Origin of the sequence: Streptomyces sp. CB09001, from assembly GCF_003369795.1 — a bacterium.
GTDB lineage: Bacteria > Actinomycetota > Actinomycetes > Streptomycetales > Streptomycetaceae > Streptomyces.
The window spans coordinates 5945277-5963928 of sequence record NZ_CP026730.1 but is presented as its reverse complement, the minus strand read 5'-3'; the positions used below and the strand labels follow the sequence as shown (position 1 = coordinate 5963928).

Below are 18652 nucleotides of genomic sequence, written 5' to 3'. Positions count from 1 at the left end.
GCACGGGCCACTGACAATCAGAGGATCGCATTCCGCTTATGCCCGCACCGACCCCGGGCCCGTCTTCACGACACCGGCCTCGAATCCGCCCACATCAGCTCGAATTCCTCACGGTAGGTGGGGAAAAGCCCGGCCTCGTCGACGCGGTCCGACTTCACGACCTTTCCGCCGTTCCGCCCGTTGCGCAGGACCAGGACCGGCGCCTCCATGCCCCGGGTGCGGCGCAGGTAGGACTGCACCACCGCGATGCCGTCGGCGCCGTCGCCGTCCACGAGGTAGGCCGTGAAGCGGGGCGTCTCGTCGAAGACCTGGATCTCGAAGGCCCCCGGGTCCCGCAGCCGGGCCCGCACGCGGCGCATGTGCAGGATGTTCATCTCCACGGCGCGACTCAGCTCGCCCCGCTTGATGCCCAGTTCGCGCTCGCGGCGCTTGATGGCGCTGGAGGCCGGGTTCAGGAAGAGCAGTCGTACCCGGCCGCCGCCCTCGGCCATCCGCAGCAGGCGGCGGCCGGAGAAGTTCTGCACGAGCAGGTTGAGGCCGATGCCGAGGGCGTCCACGCGGCGGGCGCTGCCGAACAGGTCCTCCGCCGGGAACTGGCGCAGCAGCCGCACCCGGTCCGAGTGCACGGCGACCACGTCCGCGTAGCGGTCCCCGACCAGGTCCTCCACGGCGTCCACCGGCAGCCGGCGCGCGGACGGCACGTCGCTGCCCGCGCCGAGCACTTCGAGCAGCCGCGCCGAGGCCCGCTCGGCCTGGTTCAGGACGGCCTCGGACAGGGCCCGGTTGCGGGAGACGACGTTGCGGGTGACCTCCAGCTCGTCCAGCGCGAGTTCGACGTCGCGGCGCTCGTCCACGTAGGGCTCGAAGCAGGGCCAGTGCTGCACCATCAGCTCGCGCAGCTGCGGCAGGGTGAGGAAGCTGAGGACGTTGTCGTCGGCCGGGTCGAGCAGGTAGCCCTTGCGGCGGCTGACCTCGCGGACCGCGACGGCGCGCTGCACCCACTCCTGGCCGGCGGGGCCGGCGGCGGCGACCACCCAGTCGTCGCCGTGGACCGGTTCGTAGACCGGCCGCAGGACGGCGGCCACGACCGCGCGCAGCCGCTGCTCGACCAGGTTCAGCCAGATGTAGGCCCGGCCCGCCCGCTGCGCACGGGTGCGCACCTCGTGCCAGGCCCCGGCGTCCCAGTCCAGCTCCGGACCGATCGCGCCCGCGTTCATCGGCCGCGCCAGGGACACCGCACCGGGCGGGACGTCCGTGGAGTTCCCCTGGTGACCGTCGTCACCAGGAGGCAGCTCCAGCCCTCCCGAGCCCACCCGAGTACCGCCTTCCGCTCCCCCGGACACTGCCGGGGACACCCCGTCCCAACGATCAAGGAAGGGTACTCCGGTAGCGGTCCGCGGTGCAGCCCGATGGACGGGCCGGTTTTGCCAACCTCCTTGATCCACAGGCGTGTTCCGCGCGCGCTCACACCGGGGAGTGAGCGGATTCATAGCGGTGACGTGGCCGGGTACCGGAAGGGCGGCCCCGCGCCCGCCCCGGGGACCCGTACGGAGGGAACGCCCCTCGGGTGGGTAGGAGGACGTACGTGCTAGGTGGTCGCCTCACTTTCGGGGAGACTTCCGGGGGACTCGGAGCCAAGGCGTCCGCACCGGCGCCCCACACCTGAAAGAGTCGTGTTCATGCAGGTCTGGCCTGGAGAGGCGTATCCACTGGGTGCCACGTACGACGGCGCCGGCACCAACTTCGCGGTCTTCACGGAGGCCGCCGACCGAGTAGAGCTGTGTCTGCTGCACGACGACGGCTCGGAGACGGCGATCGAGCTGCGGGAGAGCGACGCATTCGTGCGGCACGCGTACGTGCCGGGCGTGATGCCGGGGCAGCGGTACGGGTACCGCGTGCACGGCCCGTACGCCCCGGAGCGCGGGCTGCGCTGCAACAGCGCCAAGCTGCTCCTCGATCCGTACGCGCGTGCGATCAGCGGGGCGGTCCAGTGGGGCGAGGAGGTCTACGGCTACCACTTCGGCCAACCCGAACGGCGCAACGACCTCGACTCGGCACCGCACACCATGACCTCGGTCGTGGTCAACCCGTACTTCGACTGGGGCGACGACCGCCGCCCCCGGACGGAGTACCACCACACGGTGATCTACGAGGCCCATGTGAAGGGCCTGACCATGCGCCACCCGGGCCTGCCGGAGGAGCTGCGGGGCACCTACGCGGCCCTCGCGCACCCGGCGCTCATCGAGCACCTCACGGGGCTCGGGGTGACCGCGCTGGAGCTGATGCCGGTCCACCAGTTCGTCAACGACCACCGCCTGGTGGACATGGGGCTCAACAACTACTGGGGCTACAACACGGTCGGGTTCTTCGCCCCGCACAACGCCTACGCCTCCTGGGGCGACCGCGGCCAGCAGGTGCTGGAGTTCAAGTCGGCGGTCAAGGCGCTGCACGAGGCGGGGATCGAGGTGATCCTCGACGTGGTCTACAACCACACCGCCGAGGGCAACCACCTGGGGCCGACGCTGTCCTTCAAGGGGCTGGACAACCCCTCGTACTACCGGCTGGCCGACGATCCCCGCTACTACATGGACACCACGGGGACCGGGAACTCGCTGCTCATGCGGTCCCCGCACGTACTCCAGATGATCATGGACTCGCTGCGGTACTGGGTCACCGAGATGCACGTCGACGGTTTCCGCTTCGACCTCGCGGCCACCCTGGCCCGGCAGTTCCACGAGGTGGACCGGCTGTCGTCGTTCTTCGACCTGGTGCAGCAGGACCCCGTGGTCTCGCAGGTGAAGCTGATCGCCGAGCCGTGGGACGTGGGCGAGGGCGGCTACCAGGTGGGAAACTTCCCGCCGCTGTGGACCGAGTGGAACGGCAAGTACCGCGACACGGTGCGGGACCTGTGGCGCGGCGAGCCGCGCACGCTGGCGGAGTTCGCCTCCCGGCTGACCGGGTCGTCCGACCTCTACCAGGACGACGGGCGCCGCCCGCTGGCCTCGATCAACTTCGTGACCTGCCACGACGGCTTCACCCTGCACGACATGGTGGCCTACAACGACAAGCACAACCACGCCAACGGCGAGGACAACCGGGACGGCGAGAGCCACAACCGTTCCTGGAACTGCGGTGTCGAGGGCGACACCGACGATCCGGCGGTCCTGGAGCTGCGGGCGCGGCAGATGCGCAACTTCGTCGCCACGCTGCTGCTCTCCCAGGGCGTCCCGATGCTCAGCCACGGCGACGAGTTCGCCCGCACCCAGCGGGGCAACAACAACGCCTACTGCCAGGACAACGAGCTGGCGTGGGTGGCCTGGCCCGACGGCGACCAGGATCTCCTGGAGTTCACCCGCGCGATGGTGTGGCTGCGCAAGGACCACCCGGTGCTCCGCAGGCGCCGCTTCTTCCACGGGCGCCCGGTGCAGGGCACCCACGACGAGCTGTCGGACATCGCCTGGTTCACGCCGGAGGGCGCGGAGATGACCCAGCGGGACTGGAACTCCGCGCGGGCCTCCGCGCTCACGGTGTTCCTGAACGGCAACGCGATCTCCGAGCCCGGCACCCGCGGGGAGCGCATCGCCGACGATTCGTTCCTGCTGATGTTCAACGCCGCGCCGAGGCCGCTGGACTTCGTGGTGCCGGTCGACCACGGCCGGCAGTGGGAGGTGGTCGTCGACACCGCCCTGACGGCCGGGGTGCCCGCGGGCACGGGCCCGAAGGTGCAGGCCGGGGACCGGCTGACCCTGGTGGACCGGAGCCTGACGGTGCTGCAGCGGCCGGTGTAGGCCGGCCGGCGGGTGCGGGCGGCCCGTAGGCCCCGTCCCTTCCTCCCTGCACCCGTGCAGGGGGAAAGGTGACAGGAAGGGCGACAGGGCGGGTACGTAGGTTTCCATGACACCTGAGCGACCCGGCCCCGTCTCCCCCTCCTCCGTCCCCTCGGCCACCTACCGGCTCCAGCTGCAGCCGTCCTTTCCCTTCAAGGCCGCGGCGGCGGCCGTGCCGTATCTGGCCTCGCTCGGCGTGTCGCACCTGCACCTGTCCCCCGTACTGGAGGCGGTCCCGGGCTCGCGGCACGGCTACGACGTCGTCGACCACGCGCGCGTGCGCGCCGAACTGGGCGGCGAGGAGGGGCTGCGGGCGTTGTCGCGCACCGCGCGGGAGCACGGTCTGGGCCTGGTGCTGGACATCGTGCCCAACCACATGGCGATGTCGCCGCGCCACAACCACGCCCTGTGGGAGGTACTGCGCGAGGGGCCCCGGTCGCCCTACGCGCGGTGGTTCGACATCGACTGGCGGGCGCAGGACGGGCGGCTGCTGCTGCCGGTGCTGGGCGCCCCGGTCGGCGAGGTCCTGGACGACCTCCGGGTCGACGGCGACGTGCTGCGCTACCACGAGCACGCCTTCCCGCTGCGGGAAGGCACCGCGGACCTGCCGCTGCCACGGCTGCTGGACGCCCAGTGGTACCGCCCGGTGTGGTGGCGGCTGGCCCGCACCGAGCTGAACTACCGGCGCTTCTTCAGCATCTCGGAGCTGATCGGCGTGCGCGTGGAGGACCCGGAGGTGTTCGAGGCGACGCACGGCACCGTCCTGCGTCTGCTGCACGAGGGCGTGATCGACGGGCTGCGCGTCGACCATCCCGACGGCCTCGCCGACCCCGGCGCGTACCTGGAACGGCTGCACCGGGCGAGCGGCGGCCGGTGGACGGTGGTGGAGAAGATCCTCGCGGACGGGGAGCGGCTGCCCGCCGCCTGGCCCGTCGCGGGCACGACCGGCTACGACGCCCTGCGGCACGTCGACGGGCTGTTCACGGACCCCGCCGGGTACGGGCAACTGCTCGACCTGTACCGCCGGTTCGCCGCCCCGCGGGCGGACCTGGGCGGGGACTGGGCGGCGACGGTGCGCCGCGCGGCGCACGAGGTGCTCACGCACGAGCTGGCCACCGAGCTGGACCGGCTGACCCGGGTGGCGCACCGCCTGTGCGCCGCCGCGCCGGACCCGGCGCTGCGCGACCGGGCTCCCTGGGCGTTGCGCACGGCGCTGGTGGAGCTGCTGGTGCGGCTGGAGGTGTACCGGCCGTACACCTCGGTGGACGCGGCGACGGTCGTCACCGGGGAGGCGGCGGCCGGGGCGCGGCTCGCCTTCGCGGTGCCCGAGGAGGCCGGCGCGGTGGACGTCGTACGGGATCTGGTGCTGGGGCGGTACGGGGACGGGCCGGACCACGTGGAGTTCCGGACGCGGTTCGCGCAGACCGCGTCGGCGCTGCGCGCCAAGTCCGTCGAGGACACGGCCTTCTACCGCTACGTGCCGCTGCTGTCGGCGACCGAGGTGGGCGGCAGCCCGGGCCGTCCGGCCGTGTCCTCGCAGGACTTCCACGCCTACTGCGCGCGCGTGCAGCGCGACTGGCCCGCCACGGGCACGGTCGTCTCGACCCATGACACCAAGCGCAGCGCCGACGTGCGCGCCGCGCTGGCGGTGCTCACCCAGTGCCCCGCGCGGTGGGCGGACGTCCTGGCCGAGGTCACCGGTGCCACCGGGGCCACCGGAACGGAGGAGGGCCCGCCGGACGGGCAGCTGGCGTGGGCGGCCTGGCAGACGGTGTTCGGTCTGGGCCCGGCGGACCGGGAACGCGTCCGGGAGGCGCTGCTCAAGCACGTGCGCGAGGCGGGGACACACACCACCTGGACGGAGCAGGACCCCTCGTACGAGGAGGCGGTGGCCCGGTTCGTGGCGGCGGGGCCTGGCGGCGCGCCGGGCGCGCGGGTGACCGCGCTCCGCGAGGCGCTCGCGCCGCACATCCGGGCCAACGTCCTCGGTACGGCCCTGGTCCACCTGACGATGCCGGGCGTACCGGACCTCTACCAGGGCACCGAGCACGAGTACCTGGCCCTGGTGGACCCGGACAACCGCCGCGCGGCGGACTTCCCCGCCGCGGGGGACGAGGGCTGGGCCGGCGGCCCCGGGGCGAAGGCGGCGGTGACGCGGGCGGCGCTGGCGCTGCGGGCCCGGCGGCCCGGCGTCTTCGGCGACACGGGAACGTACGAGCCGCTGCCCGCCGAGGGCCCGGCGGCGGCACACTGTGTGGCGTTCGTCCGTTCCGGCCGGACCGTGACCGCCGTGACCCGGCTGTCGCTGCGGCTGGCGGAGGCGGGAGGCTGGCGCGGCACCACGCTGCCGCTGCCGCCCGGCAGATGGGCCGACGCCCTCGCGCCCGGACGGGAGTTCGCGGGCCACGCGCGCGTGGCGGACCTCTTCGCGGACACGCCGGTGGCGCTCCTGGAGCGGGTTGGGGCGGCGGCAACGCGGGGGGACGGAGGCTGAGCGCGGGTCAGTCGCGGTGCATCGGCACCGCGGCCTCGGAACCCCGGCCGGGCTCGCCCGGGCGGGTGCCCGCACCGGTACGCCGTCCGGCCAGTTCGAACGCGGCGAGCACGACCCGGGTCTGGTACTCCACCTGGCGCCCGACGGGTATCCAGTGTGCCCCGCAGCCGTCGCGGTAGTCGGCGCAGCCCTCGTCGACGAGCCGGTCCAGCTCGGACAGGACGCCCGCCGGATCACCGCCGGTACGGGTGACCAGCTGGTGCAGCAGCCCCGCGGTGCGCAGCGACAGGCGGCGTCCGGCCAGCCGCAGCGCCACGAGGTGGGAGGTGTTCATCGGCGGCAGTGAGCGGTCGGTCCCGTCGTCGGTGTCGGGGTCCCACTCGTCGGCGAGCCGGGGGCAGACCAGCAGGTAGTCGTCGACCGGTGCGAGCAGGTGCGCCGCCTCCGGCACGGCGGCGAGGTGGGGCCTGAGCCGGGCGAGGACGCGGCGCAGGCGGCGGGTGTCGTGGCGCAGGGTGCGGCTCACGGTGCGCAGGACGCCGTCGCGGTCGACGGGGGGCGAGTCGTCCGCCACGGCCGCCACGCCCCACATGGGAGCCTCGACGACCGCGGTGACGGTGCCGTGGCGCCGCGGGTGGCACCAGGTCGAGTCGACGGCGGCCTCGGTGATGGCGGCGGTCAGGTCGCCGCGGCGGGGCGGCGGGATGCGGTAGACGGCGGGTCCGAGGTCGGGCCAGTACAAGGTGTCGTAGGCGCCGAGTTCGCGGGGTATGCCGAGGCGGGCCGCGGTGTGGGAGATGCGCTGGGCGAGGCCGGGCAGCTCGTGGGTCAGCTCGACGAAGCCGCCGCCGACGTCCACGCCGTGCAGGGAGCACTGCAGGAAGGGCCGCAGTTCGTCCTGGAGCGCGAGCAGGGTCCGGGTCTCGGGCAGCGAGGCGCGGTCCGGGCCGTCGGGCAGCCACTCGGGCTGCTCCAGGAAGCCGGGCCGGAAGAAGTTCCGGGCGTAGCGGCCCAGGGTGTAGGGGCCGGTGAGCCAGCCCTCGTTGCGGCGCAGGCCGTCGGGGTCGACGCAGAGCAGCAGGTTCCAGGTGGCGTCGGCGCCCTCGGTGAGCCGGGGGTCGGCCACGGCCCGCTCGGCCAGCCGCAGGGCGGTGGCGCCGCCCACGGGCTCGTTCGCGTGCGGGCCGCCGACGACGAGGACCTGGCGGCTGCCGTGGCCGACGGAGAGCAGTAGCAGCGGACTCCCCGCGCGGGATGTGCCGACACGGCGCAGCCGGGCGTGTCGGGGGTACCGGGCGACGAGTGCGGCGGCCCGGGCACCCAGCTCGTCCACGGTCGGGTAGCGCAGGAGGGGCGGCAGGGCACACCTCCACGAAGCGGGCCGTCGATTCACCTGGTGTGCGCGGTGTACGCACAGTCAGTCACGACTTGCGGGGTACGTCAACACCGTGAAAAGCAAAGCGGTTTGAGCCACGGAGACGGTCACGACTCCGAGTGAGGCGCGGGCCATGGATCTACCCGGAGGGCGGCCGCCGGGTCGCGTCAGTTCGCCGCCAGGCGGAAGGACATCCCGCCGAAACCGATCTGATCGCCCTCGCGGACGACGGCCGCGCCGATGACGCGCCGTCCGTTGACCGTGGTGCCGTTCGTGGAGCCCAGGTCACGCAGTACCCACATGCCGCCCTGAAGGCTGAGTTCCGCGTGCACCCGGGAGACCGTCTCGTGGCTCAGCCGCAGTCCGCTGGCCGGATCGCGCCCTATGCGCAGCGGATGTCCGGCGCCGGGATGCGGCAGCAGCAGCTTGGGCAGCCGCTCGGCCCGCCACGCCCGGCCGAGTCGTACGCCGAACCCGGACACCGCCTCGACGGTGCCGAACACCAGCCGGGACACCCGGCTCTCGGTGTGCAGGTCGGCGGTGAGCACGGCCAGCTCCTCCAGGCGGCGGGCGGCGAGCGCCAGCTCCATCCGGCGGATGAACGTGTCGTGCGACAGGCGCCCCATGGCGACGCCGTCCCGGAGCACGCTCAGCGCCTTGTCGCGCTCCGCGTCGGACAGCCGCGCGGGGTACGTGGGGAACTCGAAGGACGACGTCACGCAGCTGATTGTCGGTCAGCGGAGCCGGAGTGTCCAGAAAACGGGAAAACGGCGACCGCCCCGCGCGCGAGCGTCACGACACCCGCCGCGAGCGAGGGCAATCCTCAGCGGAATGATCCCCTCGTGCTGGAACATGGACGCGCTACATCACGGTGAGCAGACGAAGGGGAACCGTCCGTGCAGTTCGAGGTGTGGGCACCACATGCCGGCCGAGTGACATTGCAGTGCGACGGCGCCACGCGCGCGCTGGAGCGCGACCCGGAGCGGCCGGGGTGGTGGTGCGGCGAGGCCCGGGCGCGGGACGGTTCGCGCTACGGCTTCGCGGTGGACGACGGGCCGGTGCTGCCGGACCCCCGCTCGCGCCGCCAGCCGGACGGTCCCGACGGGCTCAGCGCGGTGGTCGACCACGGGCGGTTCGCGTGGCGCACTCCGTGGGCCGGACGTCCACTGCCCGGCGGCGTCCTGTACGAGCTGCACGTGGGGACGTACACCCCCGAGGGGACGCTGGACGCCGCCGCGGAGCGCCTCGGACACCTGGCGGGACTGGGCGTCACACACGTCGAGTTGATGCCGCTGTGCCCTTTCCCCGGGCGGCACGGCTGGGGGTACGAGGGGGTCTCGCTGTGGGCGGTGCACGAGCCGTACGGCGGGCCCGAGGCGCTGAAACGGTTCGTCGACCGGGCGCACGCCCTCGGGCTCGGCGTGGTCCTGGACGTGGTGCACAACCACCTGGGCCCGTCCGGCAACCACCTGCCCGCCTTCGGCCCGTACTTCACCGACACCCACCACACGCCCTGGGGCGTCGCCGTGAACCTGGACGCGCCCGGCTCCGACGAGGTGCGGGCGTATCTGGTGGACGGCGCGCTGGCGTGGCTGCGGGACTACCGGATCGACGGGCTGCGCCTGGACGCGGTGCACGCCCTGGTCGACACGCGCGCGTGTCATTTCCTGGAGCAGTTGTCGACCGCCGTGGACGGCCTCGCGGGCGACCTGGAGCGGCCGCTCTTCCTGATCGCCGAGTCCGACCTGAACGACCCGCGGATCATCACCCCGCGCGCGGAAGGCGGTCTGGGGGTGCACGCGCAGTGGAACGACGACTTCCACCACGCGCTGCACGCCGCGCTGACCGGGGAGTCGCAGGGCTACTACGCCGACTTCGCGCGCGATCCGCTGGCGGCGCTCGCCAAGACGCTGACCCGGGGCTACTTCCACGACGGTACCTACTCCGGTTTCCGGGGCCGCTCGCACGGCCGTGCGCTGGACCGCGGCCGGGTCGCCGCGCACCGGCTGACCGGCTACAGCCAGACCCACGACCAGGTCGGCAACCGGGCCCAGGGCGACCGTCTGGCGTCCCTGGTCTCCCCCGGCCTCGCCGCCTGCGCGGCCACCCTGACGCTGACCGCGCCGTTCACGCCGATGCTGTTCATGGGCGAGGAGTGGGCGGCGGGCACCCCGTGGCAGTTCTTCACCGATCACACGGATCCGCAGCTGGCGGAGGCGGTACGGCGCGGCAGGCGGCGGGAGTTCGCCGCGCACGGCTGGCGGGAGGAGGACGTGCCCGACCCGCAGGACCCGGCGACGCGTGAGCGCTCCTGCCTCGACTGGTCGGAGCCGGAGCGCGAGCCGCACGCGCGCGTACTGGACTGGTACCGGCGGCTGATCGCCCTGCGCGCCGAGCTGCCGGACCTGACCGACCCGGACCTGGCCGACACCAGGGTGGCCTACGACGGCACGGGGCGCTGGCTCGCGTTCCGGCGCGGCGACATCCGGGTGGCCGTCAACCTGGGCACCGAACCGGCGGCGATCCCCCTGGGCAACCGGCCCGCCCACGTGCTCGCGGCGTGGGAACCGGTGGAGGGCCCGGGCGCGAACGGAATACTGCGGGTGCCGGGCGAGTCGAGCGTGGTGCTGGTCCAGGAGTGAGCAGGGGTGCGAGGCGGTCAGGCGGTGTCGTCCCGGCCGTCGTCGCGCAGCTCCGTCACGCGTTCCAGGAGGATCGGTTCCCAGGCGCGTCGCAGCCGGGTCCTGAGCAGCGGCACGGCCGCGGGCGGCGGCCCGCCGGAGTGGCCGTCGAGTGCCTCCGCGAGGTGGACGACCGCGTCGCAGCGGGCCAGCCACAGGCCGCGCAGGCAGGGCCGGGCGCCGTAGCCGGCGAGGGTGGCGGCGCGGACGGCGGCCGGTGAACCCACGGAGCGGGCGAGTCCGGCGATGTCCTCGGCCGGGTCGCCGAGGACCGCGTCGCTCCAGCCGAGGACGCCGCGCACCCGGCCGTCGGCGCTGACCACGAGGTGCCCGCCGGTCAGCCCGTGGTGGACCAGGACCGCCGCGCCCGGCTGGACGCCGAGCTGGGCCGCCGCCTCCCGGGTGAGCCGCTCCGGCCGCGCGGTGTCGAACTCGTCGGCCGCGGCGAGGCGGCGGGCGGCGCGCTCGGCGGACTGCCGCAGGGCCTCCAGGGAGCGCGGGGCCGCCCGCGGTACGCCGAGCGTCTCGGCCTGCCGGACGGGCACCTCGCGCAGGCCGGTGAGCAGCGCCGCGAGGTCCGCCTCGCCCAGGGCCGACACGTCGTGGTCCTCGCCCGACCCGCCGGCCACCTTGGCGTCCAGCGTGTACGCGAGTCCCGGCGCCCACTCGCCGTGCGCCACGCTGGTCGGCAGGGCGACCGGGACGTACGGCCGGACCAGTTCGCGCAGCCGCAACTCGCGGCGTCCGCGCACCGCGGTCTCCCGGTCGGGGGCCAGCCGCAGTACGTGCCGGGTGCCGACCCACCACGTGCCGGGTCGGGTGCCCTCGGCGACCGGCCGGACGTCGGGTTCCGTGCTCCCGCCCAGCAGGGAGCGGACCAGTCGGCGGACGGTGTCCGCGGTGGGTGTCGGTGCCTGGGTCATGTCGCGCCGTCGTCCTCCGGGTCTGCCGGGGCGTTCGGGTCTGCTGGGGCGTTCGGGGTCGGTCCGTCACCGGTCACCCGACGACGACCATCTCCCGGGTGGTGTCGTTGAACCGCCTGCCGCCGTCCTCGGTGACGGTGACGATGTCCTCGATGCGTACCCCGAACCGGCCGGGCAGATAGACGCCGGGCTCGACGGAGAAGCACATGCCGGGCACCAGGGGCTGTTCCTCGCCCTCGATCATGTACGGCGGTTCGTGGGTCGTGACGCCGATGCCGTGCCCGGTGCGGTGGATGAAGTACTCGCCGTACCCGGCGTCGGTGATGACCGCGCGGGCGGCCCGGTCCACGTCCTGGCAGGCGGCGCCGGGCCGCACCGCCCGGAAACCGGCCTCCTGCGCCTCACGGACCAGGTCGTGCACCCGGCGTTCCTCGTCGGTGGGTTCGCCGACGTGGACGGTGCGGGAGGTGTCCGAGCCGTAGCCGTCCTTGAGGCCGCCGAAGTCGAGGACGACCATGTCGCCGTCCTCGATGACGCGGTCGCCGACCTCGTGGTGCGGGTTGGCGCCGTTGGGTCCCGAGGCGACGATGGTGAAGTCGACCTGGGAGTGCCCCGACCGGCGCAGCGACCCGGCCAGGTCGGCCGCGACCTCGGACTCCCGGCGCCCGCCGAAGCGGACCTGCCGGATCTCCTCGAAGGCGGCGTCCGCGGCCGCGCCCGCCGCCGCCAGCAGCTCCAGCTCCGCCGCGTCCTTGACCGCGCGGAGCATCGGCAGCGCCTCGGTGAGGGAGGCGTACGAGGTGTCGGGCAGGGTGCGCTGGAAGGCCAGCAGGTGCATGGCCCAGGCGTTGTCGCTGATGCCGAGGCGTCCGGATCCGTCGAGGAGGGCGGCGGTGGCCGCGTAGGGGTCCTTGCCGTCGGTCCAGTCACGCAGGGTCAGGGCGGGGGCGCCCGCCGCCTTCGCCGCGTCGGGGGCCTCGAGCGTCGGGACGACGAGCACGGGGTCACGGTCCGGGGCGAGGACGAGCAGGGTGAGCCGTTCGGTGTCCGCCGTGGGCGCGTAGCCGGTGAGCCACACCAGGTCCGGGCCGGGGGCCACCAGCAGCCCGGCAAGTCCGGCGTCGGCGGCCGCACGCGCGGCGCGCTCCATACGGGCCCGGTAGTCGTCGGCGGTGAAGGAAGCGGCGGGCCTGCTGCCGGTCATCCGGGCCTCCCGGGGCGGAAGAGTGGGCTGAGGAGTGAAGGGACCACGGGCAGCATCCTGCCCGCAGGACGGGGGCGACGCGAGCCGATTGGCGTTGATCGACCCCCGCGACTAATGGTTGTATGCCACTCAAGCATTAGCATCGGGGGCGTCGCGGTCCGGGCGCCCGGAGGAGGCCGACACCGTGCTCGTACTCGCGCACATCAGCGATCTGCACCTGGACACAAGCCCGCGGGCGACGGAGCGCGCCGAGCGGGTGCGCGACCGGCTGTGGCGGCTGCCGGGGCGGGTGGACGCGCTGCTGGTCACCGGGGACATCGCGGACCACGGCACGGAGGAGGAGTACGAGGAGGCCGCCCGCCTCCTGGGGCTGCGCGACGGCTCCGCGCCGTTCCCGGTGCTCACCTGCCCGGGCAACCACGACAGCCGTGCGCCCTACCGCAAGGCCCTGCTCGGCCGCCCCGCCGCCGACGGCCCGGTCAACGACGTGCACGTCTTCGACGGCGGCGCGGTCCTGATGTGCGACTCCAGCATCCCGGGCAGCGACGAGGGGGAGCTGGACGGGGAGACGTACGACTGGATCGAGGCCTCGCTCGACGGACTCGACGACGGTCTTCCGGCCCTGCTCGCCTTCCACCACCCGCCCACGCCCGTGCACCATCCCCTGCCGGACTCCTACCGGCTGCGCCACCCCGGGCGACTGGCCGCGCTGCTGGAGCGCAGGCCCGGGATCGCCGGGCTGATCACGGGTCACGCGCACTCGCCCGCGGCCACCGTGTTCGCCGGGCGGCCGCTGGTGGTGGGACCCGGGGTGACGTGGACGCTGCGGCTGCCGTGGGAGGGCGAGCAGGTCGCGGACCGGGACGCGCCGGTCGGGCTCGCCTTCCACGTGCTGGACGACGCCGGACGGCTCACGAGCCACTTCCGCACGGTCACGTGACGACGCCCGGTACGGCCGTCAGCTGCTGGTAGCCGCCGCTGCGGTGGCGCACGGTGAGCTTGACCTCCTTGCCGGGCCTGGCGCGGGCCACGGCGTGCGCGAGGTCGGCCGCCGAGTCGACGCGGCTCGTGCCGACGGCGAGCAGTACGTCGCCCCGCACCAGGCCCGCCGTGTACCCGGGGCCCGGCACGTGGACGCCCACGACCCGGGCCCCGGGCTTCTCGTCGTCCACGGCCTCCACCCCGAGGGTCGCGCCGGCCGGGGAGGCGGACCGGGCGCCGGACGGACCGGCCGACGGGTGCGCCGGGGCGCCCCGGGTACCCGTCGCCGTCCCCGTGGCTCCCTCCCCTCCCTCCCCTCCTGCTCCTCCGGCCCCGGCCGGTCCCTGCGCCGCGGCCTGCTGCCGCAGTTCGGCCAGTTTGCTCATGCCGATCACCGTGGCGCCCACCGTGCCGAGTCCCACGCCCGCGAGGAGCAGGACGGCCGCGGCGAGCACGCCGAGCAGCAGGGTGGTGAGCCGCCGACGGCGCCGACGGCCGGTGTGGGGGTGCCGGGCGGTGTCGGGCTCGGTGCCGGGCCCCGGATCCCGGCCGGGCATCGGCTTGGGACGCAACGCTGTCTGTTCCATGGATCGCCTCCGGCAGGTGCTCTACCCGGCGCACCGGCACATGACGAGCCACGAAAGAGTGAGACTGAACGTCGGTCAGGGCGTCAGGACGGGACGGCTCCTCGGCACGGCGATCGGCGCCGCGGCCCGCGGGGGCACGGGCGCGGTCGGGATCCGGTCCGGGAGGAAGCCGTGGGTGCGTCCCGCCAAGTACTCGGCCTTGTACCGCGGGACGTTCCGGTGCCAGTTGAGGATGCCGGCCATCCAGTTCTGCAGGTCGGTGACGTAGCCGCGCATGACGGTCCGCGCCTCTTCGGAGAGCTGGAAGTCGTCGTAGACGACCGGGAGTTCGTGCGCGACGACATGCTCGAACTGGCGCATGCGCTGGTTCATCAGGTCCTGCACGACACCCAGGGCGGCCGGGTAGTCGACACCGAAGAAGTTCTGCACGACGAGGACGGCGTTGTGGATCTCGCCCTCGTACTCGATCTCCTTCTGGTAGGAGAAGACGTCGTTGAGCAGGCACGCGTAGTCGATCGCCGCGTTCTCCAGGGAGCGGACGGGACCGCTGCGGTAGACCTCGGGCGGCACCGCCGGGCCGTGTCCGGCGCGGCACAGGCCCAGGGTGAGGTCGGAGCCGAAGGTGGCGCGGCGCATCTCCAGGTAGTCCACGGGGTCGGGGACCCGGTTCTGGATCTGGTTGGACAGCTCCCACACCCAGGCCTCGGTCATCGTGTCGACGGCCGTTCTCAGCGGGCGCCGCTCCTCGGGCGTCATACCGGCCGTCGTGCGCACCCACAGATCGATCAGGGAGCGTTCCATGGCGTTGCCGGGCGGTGGGACCGGCTCGCCGTCGAGCGGCATGCAGTCCGACAGGCGGGCAGTGGTCAGCCGGGCGGCGGCGAGGTCCCGGCGGTGGCCGTACACCAGCGGGTAGTAGTCGTCGCCGTAGGTGCCGAAGGCCAGCCAGCCGGAGGCGAGGTCGAGTTGCTCCTGGGTGGCGTCCGGGTCGAGTCCGGCGGCGCACAGGGGGAGGTCGCAGCTCTCCAGCTTGTCCTCGTCCCAGACGCCCTCGCTGAGGATGCCCATCTCCCGGCACCACTCGGACAGGTGCCGCCGGGCACCGTCCAGGGCGGGGCTCAGCTCCAGCGGGTAGGGCATGCGGATGTCGGGGATGACGGACGGGCCGACCTGCTGGAAGGGCACGTACGTGTAGGAGCGGGCGCGCCGGGCGACCGCGTCGGCGAGCAGCGCGCCGACGTCCGCCGCGGAGGTGCCCGGCCCGGTCAGCGCCTGCCAGCCGGCCAGGGGCCGCTCCCCCTTGTTCATGTAGCGGCTGGAGCGCATGTGCCACTCGTGGCCGCCGGACTGCCAGTCCTGGAGCCCCTTCGTGTACGCGGCGACGGCGGCGACCTCCGGTGGGGTCAGGCCGTTCTCCAGGGCGACGGCGGGCACCTCGGTGAACGCGGTGTGCTCGAACTGGTGCAGCCGCGAGGTGAGGACGTCGTTGACCAGCTCGGCGGCCTCCTGGGTGGTGCAGCCGAAGAAGGTCTCCAGCACCAGCACCCCGTTGCTCAGCTCGCCCTCGTCCTCGACCTCCCGCTGGTAGGAGAAGAGGTCGTTGCGCAGGTGCACGGCGTCGGAGAACGTCTCCATCAGCACCCTGAGCGGCCTCGACCCGGCGACGGCGGCGGGCACCTCGGCGGTCGCGTACTCCACGAGCCCCGCCGACCACGGGGCACCGCCGACCTTGCGGCGCATCTCGATGTACTCGACGGGGTTGGCGACCCGCCCCTCGTTGATGTTGGACAGCTCCCACATGGACTCGTTGAGCAGGTGCTCGGTGGCCACGGCGAAGCGGCGGCGCCAGTCGGCCGACATCGCGGGCACCGTGCGGACCCACAGGTCGGCGAGACCGGCCTCGACCGGGTTCTGCGGCTCGGGCATCCCGGCGGCGTCGTCGAGCGGCATGAACAGCGGGAGCCGGTCCAGGTGGGCCTTGCCGGCGAGGCGGTCCTGGCTGCGTTTGAACTTCTCCAGGAAGTGGTCGTCGAAGAAGAAGACCCACACGTACCAGTCGGTGATGAGGGAGAGCGCCGGCCCGTCGCAGTCGGGGTGGGTGTAGGCGCAGAGCAGGCCGTAGTCATGGGCCTCGAGGTCGGACTGCTCCCAGACCCCGGAGCCCTCCAGCATGCCCATCTCGCGCGCCCACGTCGTCGAGTGGGCGCGGGCCTCGTCGAGATGCGGGTTGAGCCGCGCGGGGTGCGGCAGGTAGAAGTGCGGGAGTTGGAAGGGCTGTTGCGTCATGGCCGGGCACTACCCAGGGTCCTCCGAACGCATCCACGGGGCGGCACATGATCACACCATCGCGTGAATCAGCCCGGAATGCGGGAACTTCTCCCACGACTTGCCCTCCGCTCGCCCTCCGCTCTCCGGCAGCTCTCCCTCAGCGCCTGACCTGGATCAGGGCGTGCCTCCCGCTCGTCCGCCAGCGCCGCTCGCCGCTCGCCTCCAACGCGGCCTCGGTCCTCGCGTCGAGGCCGGTGACCACGTCGGACTTCAGGGTGCGCAGCGCCGCGACCGGGCCGGGGAAGTACGCGGTGACCTGCGCGAAGGAGGTGGTCGGCGGCCACCACCGGTCGCCGACCAGCCGCCGGTAGTTCAGGTCTCCCTTGAGGACGGTGACGGTGGCCGCGGCGAAGTCCTCGCGCAGGTCGTCGGGCATGTCCGCGTACGGCAGCGGGGCGCAGGAGAAGGGGTGGGCGCGGACGGTGACGCGGCCGTCGGTCAGCGCGGTCCAGAGCCGCTTGCCGTGGGCCGCGGCCGCGCCGCCCGCCGCGACCAGCCGCCGCAGGGCGTCGAGCACGTCGGTGGGCGTGGCGTCGGAGACGTAGTACGGGTACGGCTTGACGTGCAGGACGGCCCGGTCGACGCGGCCCTCGGCGAGGAGGTGCGAGACGAGGAGCAGGTCGGGGACGAGTTCGCGGCCCGCGTTGTCGGCGACGAGGCACAGCGTGGCCGGGCCCCGCCCGGTGGGGCCCGGCCCGGGGGCCGGGAGCAGGGACCAGAGGGTGTCGCTGTCGTCGGCGACGAGTGCCTCCACCGCGCCCTGGGCGCCGACGCCTTGGTCGGAGAGACGGAAACCGAGGTCGGCGCGGTTGCCCCACAGCGAACCGTGCAGCAGCGCGCGGGTCCGCTCGTCCGCCGTCAGCCTGTCGAGGCCGTCGAGCGCGGCGAGTTCCTCGTCCGTCTCCGGTGCGTCGAGTTCGGCGAGCTTGGCGGGCCGGAAGGGGTCGACGCCCTGCCAGGCGCCGGGGCCGAAGTAGCCGACGGCGTCGAGGAGCCGACGGTAGAAGTGGCTCTCGGCCCACAGCCAGGGCACGTCGTACCAGGAGCGGCCGGCGTACGCGTCCATGCCCCATCGCGCCCAGCGGTCCCGGTCGCGGCCGGTGGGGTCGGCGTCGGCGGGCAGCGGCTCGACCACACCGTCGGCGCAGCTCGCGAGCAGCGCGTCGAGCGCGCGGAGCCGTTCTGGATCGAAGGGGAAGGCGTCCCGCACCTGCCGTACGACGGCGGGGTGCCGCTCGGCCAGCACGCCGTGTGGGAAGGCGCCGGGTTCGTCGGCGACGATGACGGGGGCGGTCACGGACGGGGTGTCGGGCATGCGCGTCACCGTACCGGTCGGACCGCGCGCCTCCCCCGTTCCGGGCGGTCGGGCCGAGCGCGTCACCGTACCGGGCGGCCGAGCGGCCCGTCCCCATGCCGGACGGTCGAGCGGCACGTCCCCGCTCGCGGCGGCCGAGCGGCCCGTCCCCATGCCGGACGGTCGAGCGGCGCGTCCCCGCTCGGGGCGGTCAGGCCGCGCCCGTCTCCTGTTCCAGGCGGGCCGCGAGGGTGAGGTAGCGGGCGCGCCGGGTCACCGGGACCATGCCCCGGATCAGGATGTGCCACATCTCGGCGAGGCGACGGGGCTGGCGCCCGGCCGGTTCGAGGGTGCTGCTCACGACGCGGGTGCCGACGACGGAGCAGACGAGGGTGTGGGCGACCGAGTCGACGTCGATGTCCGGATGCACGTCGGACTGCCGCACCGCGTTCAGCAGCCGGGACGTGGCGATCTCCCGCCACTCGGTGAAGGGGTGCGGCAACGGCGACCGTACCGGTACTCCCGCGGTGGCGAGCCGCAGCCCGGCCCGCAGCACCGGCCCCTCCTCGCAGAGCCGGGCCATGCCGAAGGTGAGACGCATCAGCGCCTCCAGCGAGGAGTAGCCCCGCCCGTCCAGGTCCTTCGCCAGTCGGCGGGAGGTACGGGACTGTATCTCCATGATGGCGTGCGCGAGGTCTTCCTTCGCCGCGAAGTGGAAGTACAGGGCGCCCTTGGTGACCCCGGCGTGGGCGACGATCTCGCTCAGGCTGGTCGACTCGTAGCCGTGACGGTCGAACAGGTCGGCCGCCGCACCGACGATCGTCGCGCGGGTCTGCTCGGCGCGTAGCTGCCTCGCCATCGGCTGGACTCTCCTGGGCTGGAACTCAACAGACCGTGCCGCCTGTCTTAACCCCCCGTACACGATAACTCACGGCCTAACTGACCATCAGATCCACCC

13 protein-coding genes are annotated in these 18652 nt (G+C 73.6%); 4 read left to right on the top strand and 9 right to left on the bottom strand.

Annotation, left to right across the window (positions count from 1 at the left end; genetic code table 11):
- Positions 1–65: 65 nt before the first annotated feature.
- Positions 66–1313, bottom strand: coding sequence for an SAV2148 family HEPN domain-containing protein (locus tag C4J65_RS27685; protein ID WP_115744830.1), 1248 nt, complete (start codon positions 1311–1313; stop codon positions 66–68).
- A gap of 366 nt (positions 1314–1679) precedes the next feature.
- Between C4J65_RS27685 and glgX the strand changes: the two genes are divergently transcribed.
- Entirely contained in the window at positions 1680–3788 is a 2109-nt protein-coding gene (gene glgX / locus C4J65_RS27680) for a glycogen debranching protein GlgX (protein WP_115746657.1), read from the top strand.
- A 106-nt stretch (positions 3789–3894) separates the two neighbouring features.
- Positions 3895–6321, top strand: coding sequence for a malto-oligosyltrehalose synthase (gene treY, locus C4J65_RS27675; protein WP_115744829.1), 2427 nt, complete (start codon positions 3895–3897; stop codon positions 6319–6321).
- A 7-nt stretch (positions 6322–6328) separates the two neighbouring features.
- Here the strand turns inward: treY and C4J65_RS27670 are convergent, their stop codons facing one another.
- Together C4J65_RS27670 and C4J65_RS27665 are read right to left on the bottom strand one after the other, a co-directional pair.
- Positions 6329–7654 (bottom strand): M14 family zinc carboxypeptidase, encoded by a 1326-nt coding sequence (locus tag C4J65_RS27670; protein ID WP_115744828.1) that lies wholly within the window; start codon positions 7652–7654, stop codon positions 6329–6331.
- A 209-nt stretch (positions 7655–7863) separates the two neighbouring features.
- Positions 7864–8415 carry a DUF1707 and FHA domain-containing protein gene (locus C4J65_RS27665; protein WP_115744827.1) on the bottom strand — a complete coding sequence of 184 codons (552 nt, stop codon included), beginning with the start codon at positions 8413–8415 and terminating at the stop codon, positions 7864–7866.
- Positions 8416–8592: 177 nt separating this feature from the next.
- Between C4J65_RS27665 and treZ the strand changes: the two genes are divergently transcribed.
- A complete protein-coding gene (treZ, locus tag C4J65_RS27660) occupies positions 8593–10338 on the top strand; it encodes a malto-oligosyltrehalose trehalohydrolase (protein ID WP_115744826.1) in 1746 nt (581 codons plus the stop codon).
- A gap of 17 nt (positions 10339–10355) precedes the next feature.
- Here the strand turns inward: treZ and C4J65_RS27655 are convergent, their stop codons facing one another.
- Together C4J65_RS27655 and C4J65_RS27650 are read right to left on the bottom strand one after the other, a co-directional pair.
- Positions 10356–11300, bottom strand: coding sequence for an aminoglycoside phosphotransferase family protein (locus C4J65_RS27655; RefSeq protein ID WP_115744825.1), 945 nt, complete (start codon positions 11298–11300; stop codon positions 10356–10358).
- A 73-nt stretch (positions 11301–11373) separates the two neighbouring features.
- Positions 11374–12504 carry an aminopeptidase P family protein gene (locus C4J65_RS27650; protein WP_115744824.1) on the bottom strand — a complete coding sequence of 377 codons (1131 nt, stop codon included), beginning with the start codon at positions 12502–12504 and terminating at the stop codon, positions 11374–11376.
- Positions 12505–12688: 184 nt separating this feature from the next.
- Here C4J65_RS27650 and C4J65_RS27645 point away from each other — a divergent pair, with 184 nt between their 5' ends.
- Positions 12689–13444: a metallophosphoesterase gene (locus tag C4J65_RS27645; RefSeq protein WP_205351074.1), complete on the top strand. Its 756-nt coding sequence runs from the start codon at positions 12689–12691 to the stop codon at positions 13442–13444.
- Here the strand turns inward: C4J65_RS27645 and C4J65_RS27640 are convergent.
- The 4 genes from C4J65_RS27640 to C4J65_RS27625 form a co-directional block, all read right to left on the bottom strand.
- A complete protein-coding gene (locus C4J65_RS27640; protein WP_162833387.1) occupies positions 13437–14072 on the bottom strand; it encodes a PDZ domain-containing protein in 636 nt (211 codons plus the stop codon). The genes C4J65_RS27645 and C4J65_RS27640 overlap by 8 nt on opposite strands.
- Before the next feature lie 75 nt (positions 14073–14147).
- Positions 14148–16358, bottom strand: a complete 2211-nt coding sequence (cyc2, locus tag C4J65_RS27635; RefSeq protein ID WP_115744821.1) for a germacradienol/geosmin synthase Cyc2 — start codon at positions 16356–16358, stop codon at positions 14148–14150.
- Positions 16359–16497: 139 nt separating this feature from the next.
- Positions 16498–17715, bottom strand: coding sequence for a damage-control phosphatase ARMT1 family protein (locus tag C4J65_RS27630; protein ID WP_115744820.1), 1218 nt, complete (start codon positions 17713–17715; stop codon positions 16498–16500).
- 190 nt (positions 17716–17905) lie between these two features.
- Positions 17906–18553 carry a ScbR family autoregulator-binding transcription factor gene (locus C4J65_RS27625; RefSeq protein WP_115744819.1) on the bottom strand — a complete coding sequence of 216 codons (648 nt, stop codon included), beginning with the start codon at positions 18551–18553 and terminating at the stop codon, positions 17906–17908.
- Between the last annotated feature and the right edge of the window lie 99 nt (positions 18554–18652).

Bases quoted from the DNA above. Each gene is read 5' to 3' on its own strand.
- glgX (WP_115746657.1), top strand. From the start codon at position 1,680: ATGCAGGTCTGGCCTGGAGAGGCGTATCCACTGGGTGCCACGTACGAC.
- treY (WP_115744829.1), top strand. From the start codon at position 3,895: ATGACACCTGAGCGACCCGGCCCCGTCTCCCCCTCCTCCGTCCCCTCG.
- C4J65_RS27655 (WP_115744825.1), bottom strand. From the start codon at position 11,300: ATGACCCAGGCACCGACACCCACCGCGGACACCGTCCGCCGACTGGTC.
- C4J65_RS27650 (WP_115744824.1), bottom strand. From the start codon at position 12,504: ATGACCGGCAGCAGGCCCGCCGCTTCCTTCACCGCCGACGACTACCGG.
- C4J65_RS27640 (WP_162833387.1), bottom strand. From the start codon at position 14,072: ATGGAACAGACAGCGTTGCGTCCCAAGCCGATGCCCGGCCGGGATCCG.
- cyc2 (WP_115744821.1), bottom strand. From the start codon at position 16,358: ATGACGCAACAGCCCTTCCAACTCCCGCACTTCTACCTGCCGCACCCC.
- C4J65_RS27630 (WP_115744820.1), bottom strand. From the start codon at position 17,715: ATGCCCGACACCCCGTCCGTGACCGCCCCCGTCATCGTCGCCGACGAA.
- C4J65_RS27625 (WP_115744819.1), bottom strand. From the start codon at position 18,553: ATGGCGAGGCAGCTACGCGCCGAGCAGACCCGCGCGACGATCGTCGGT.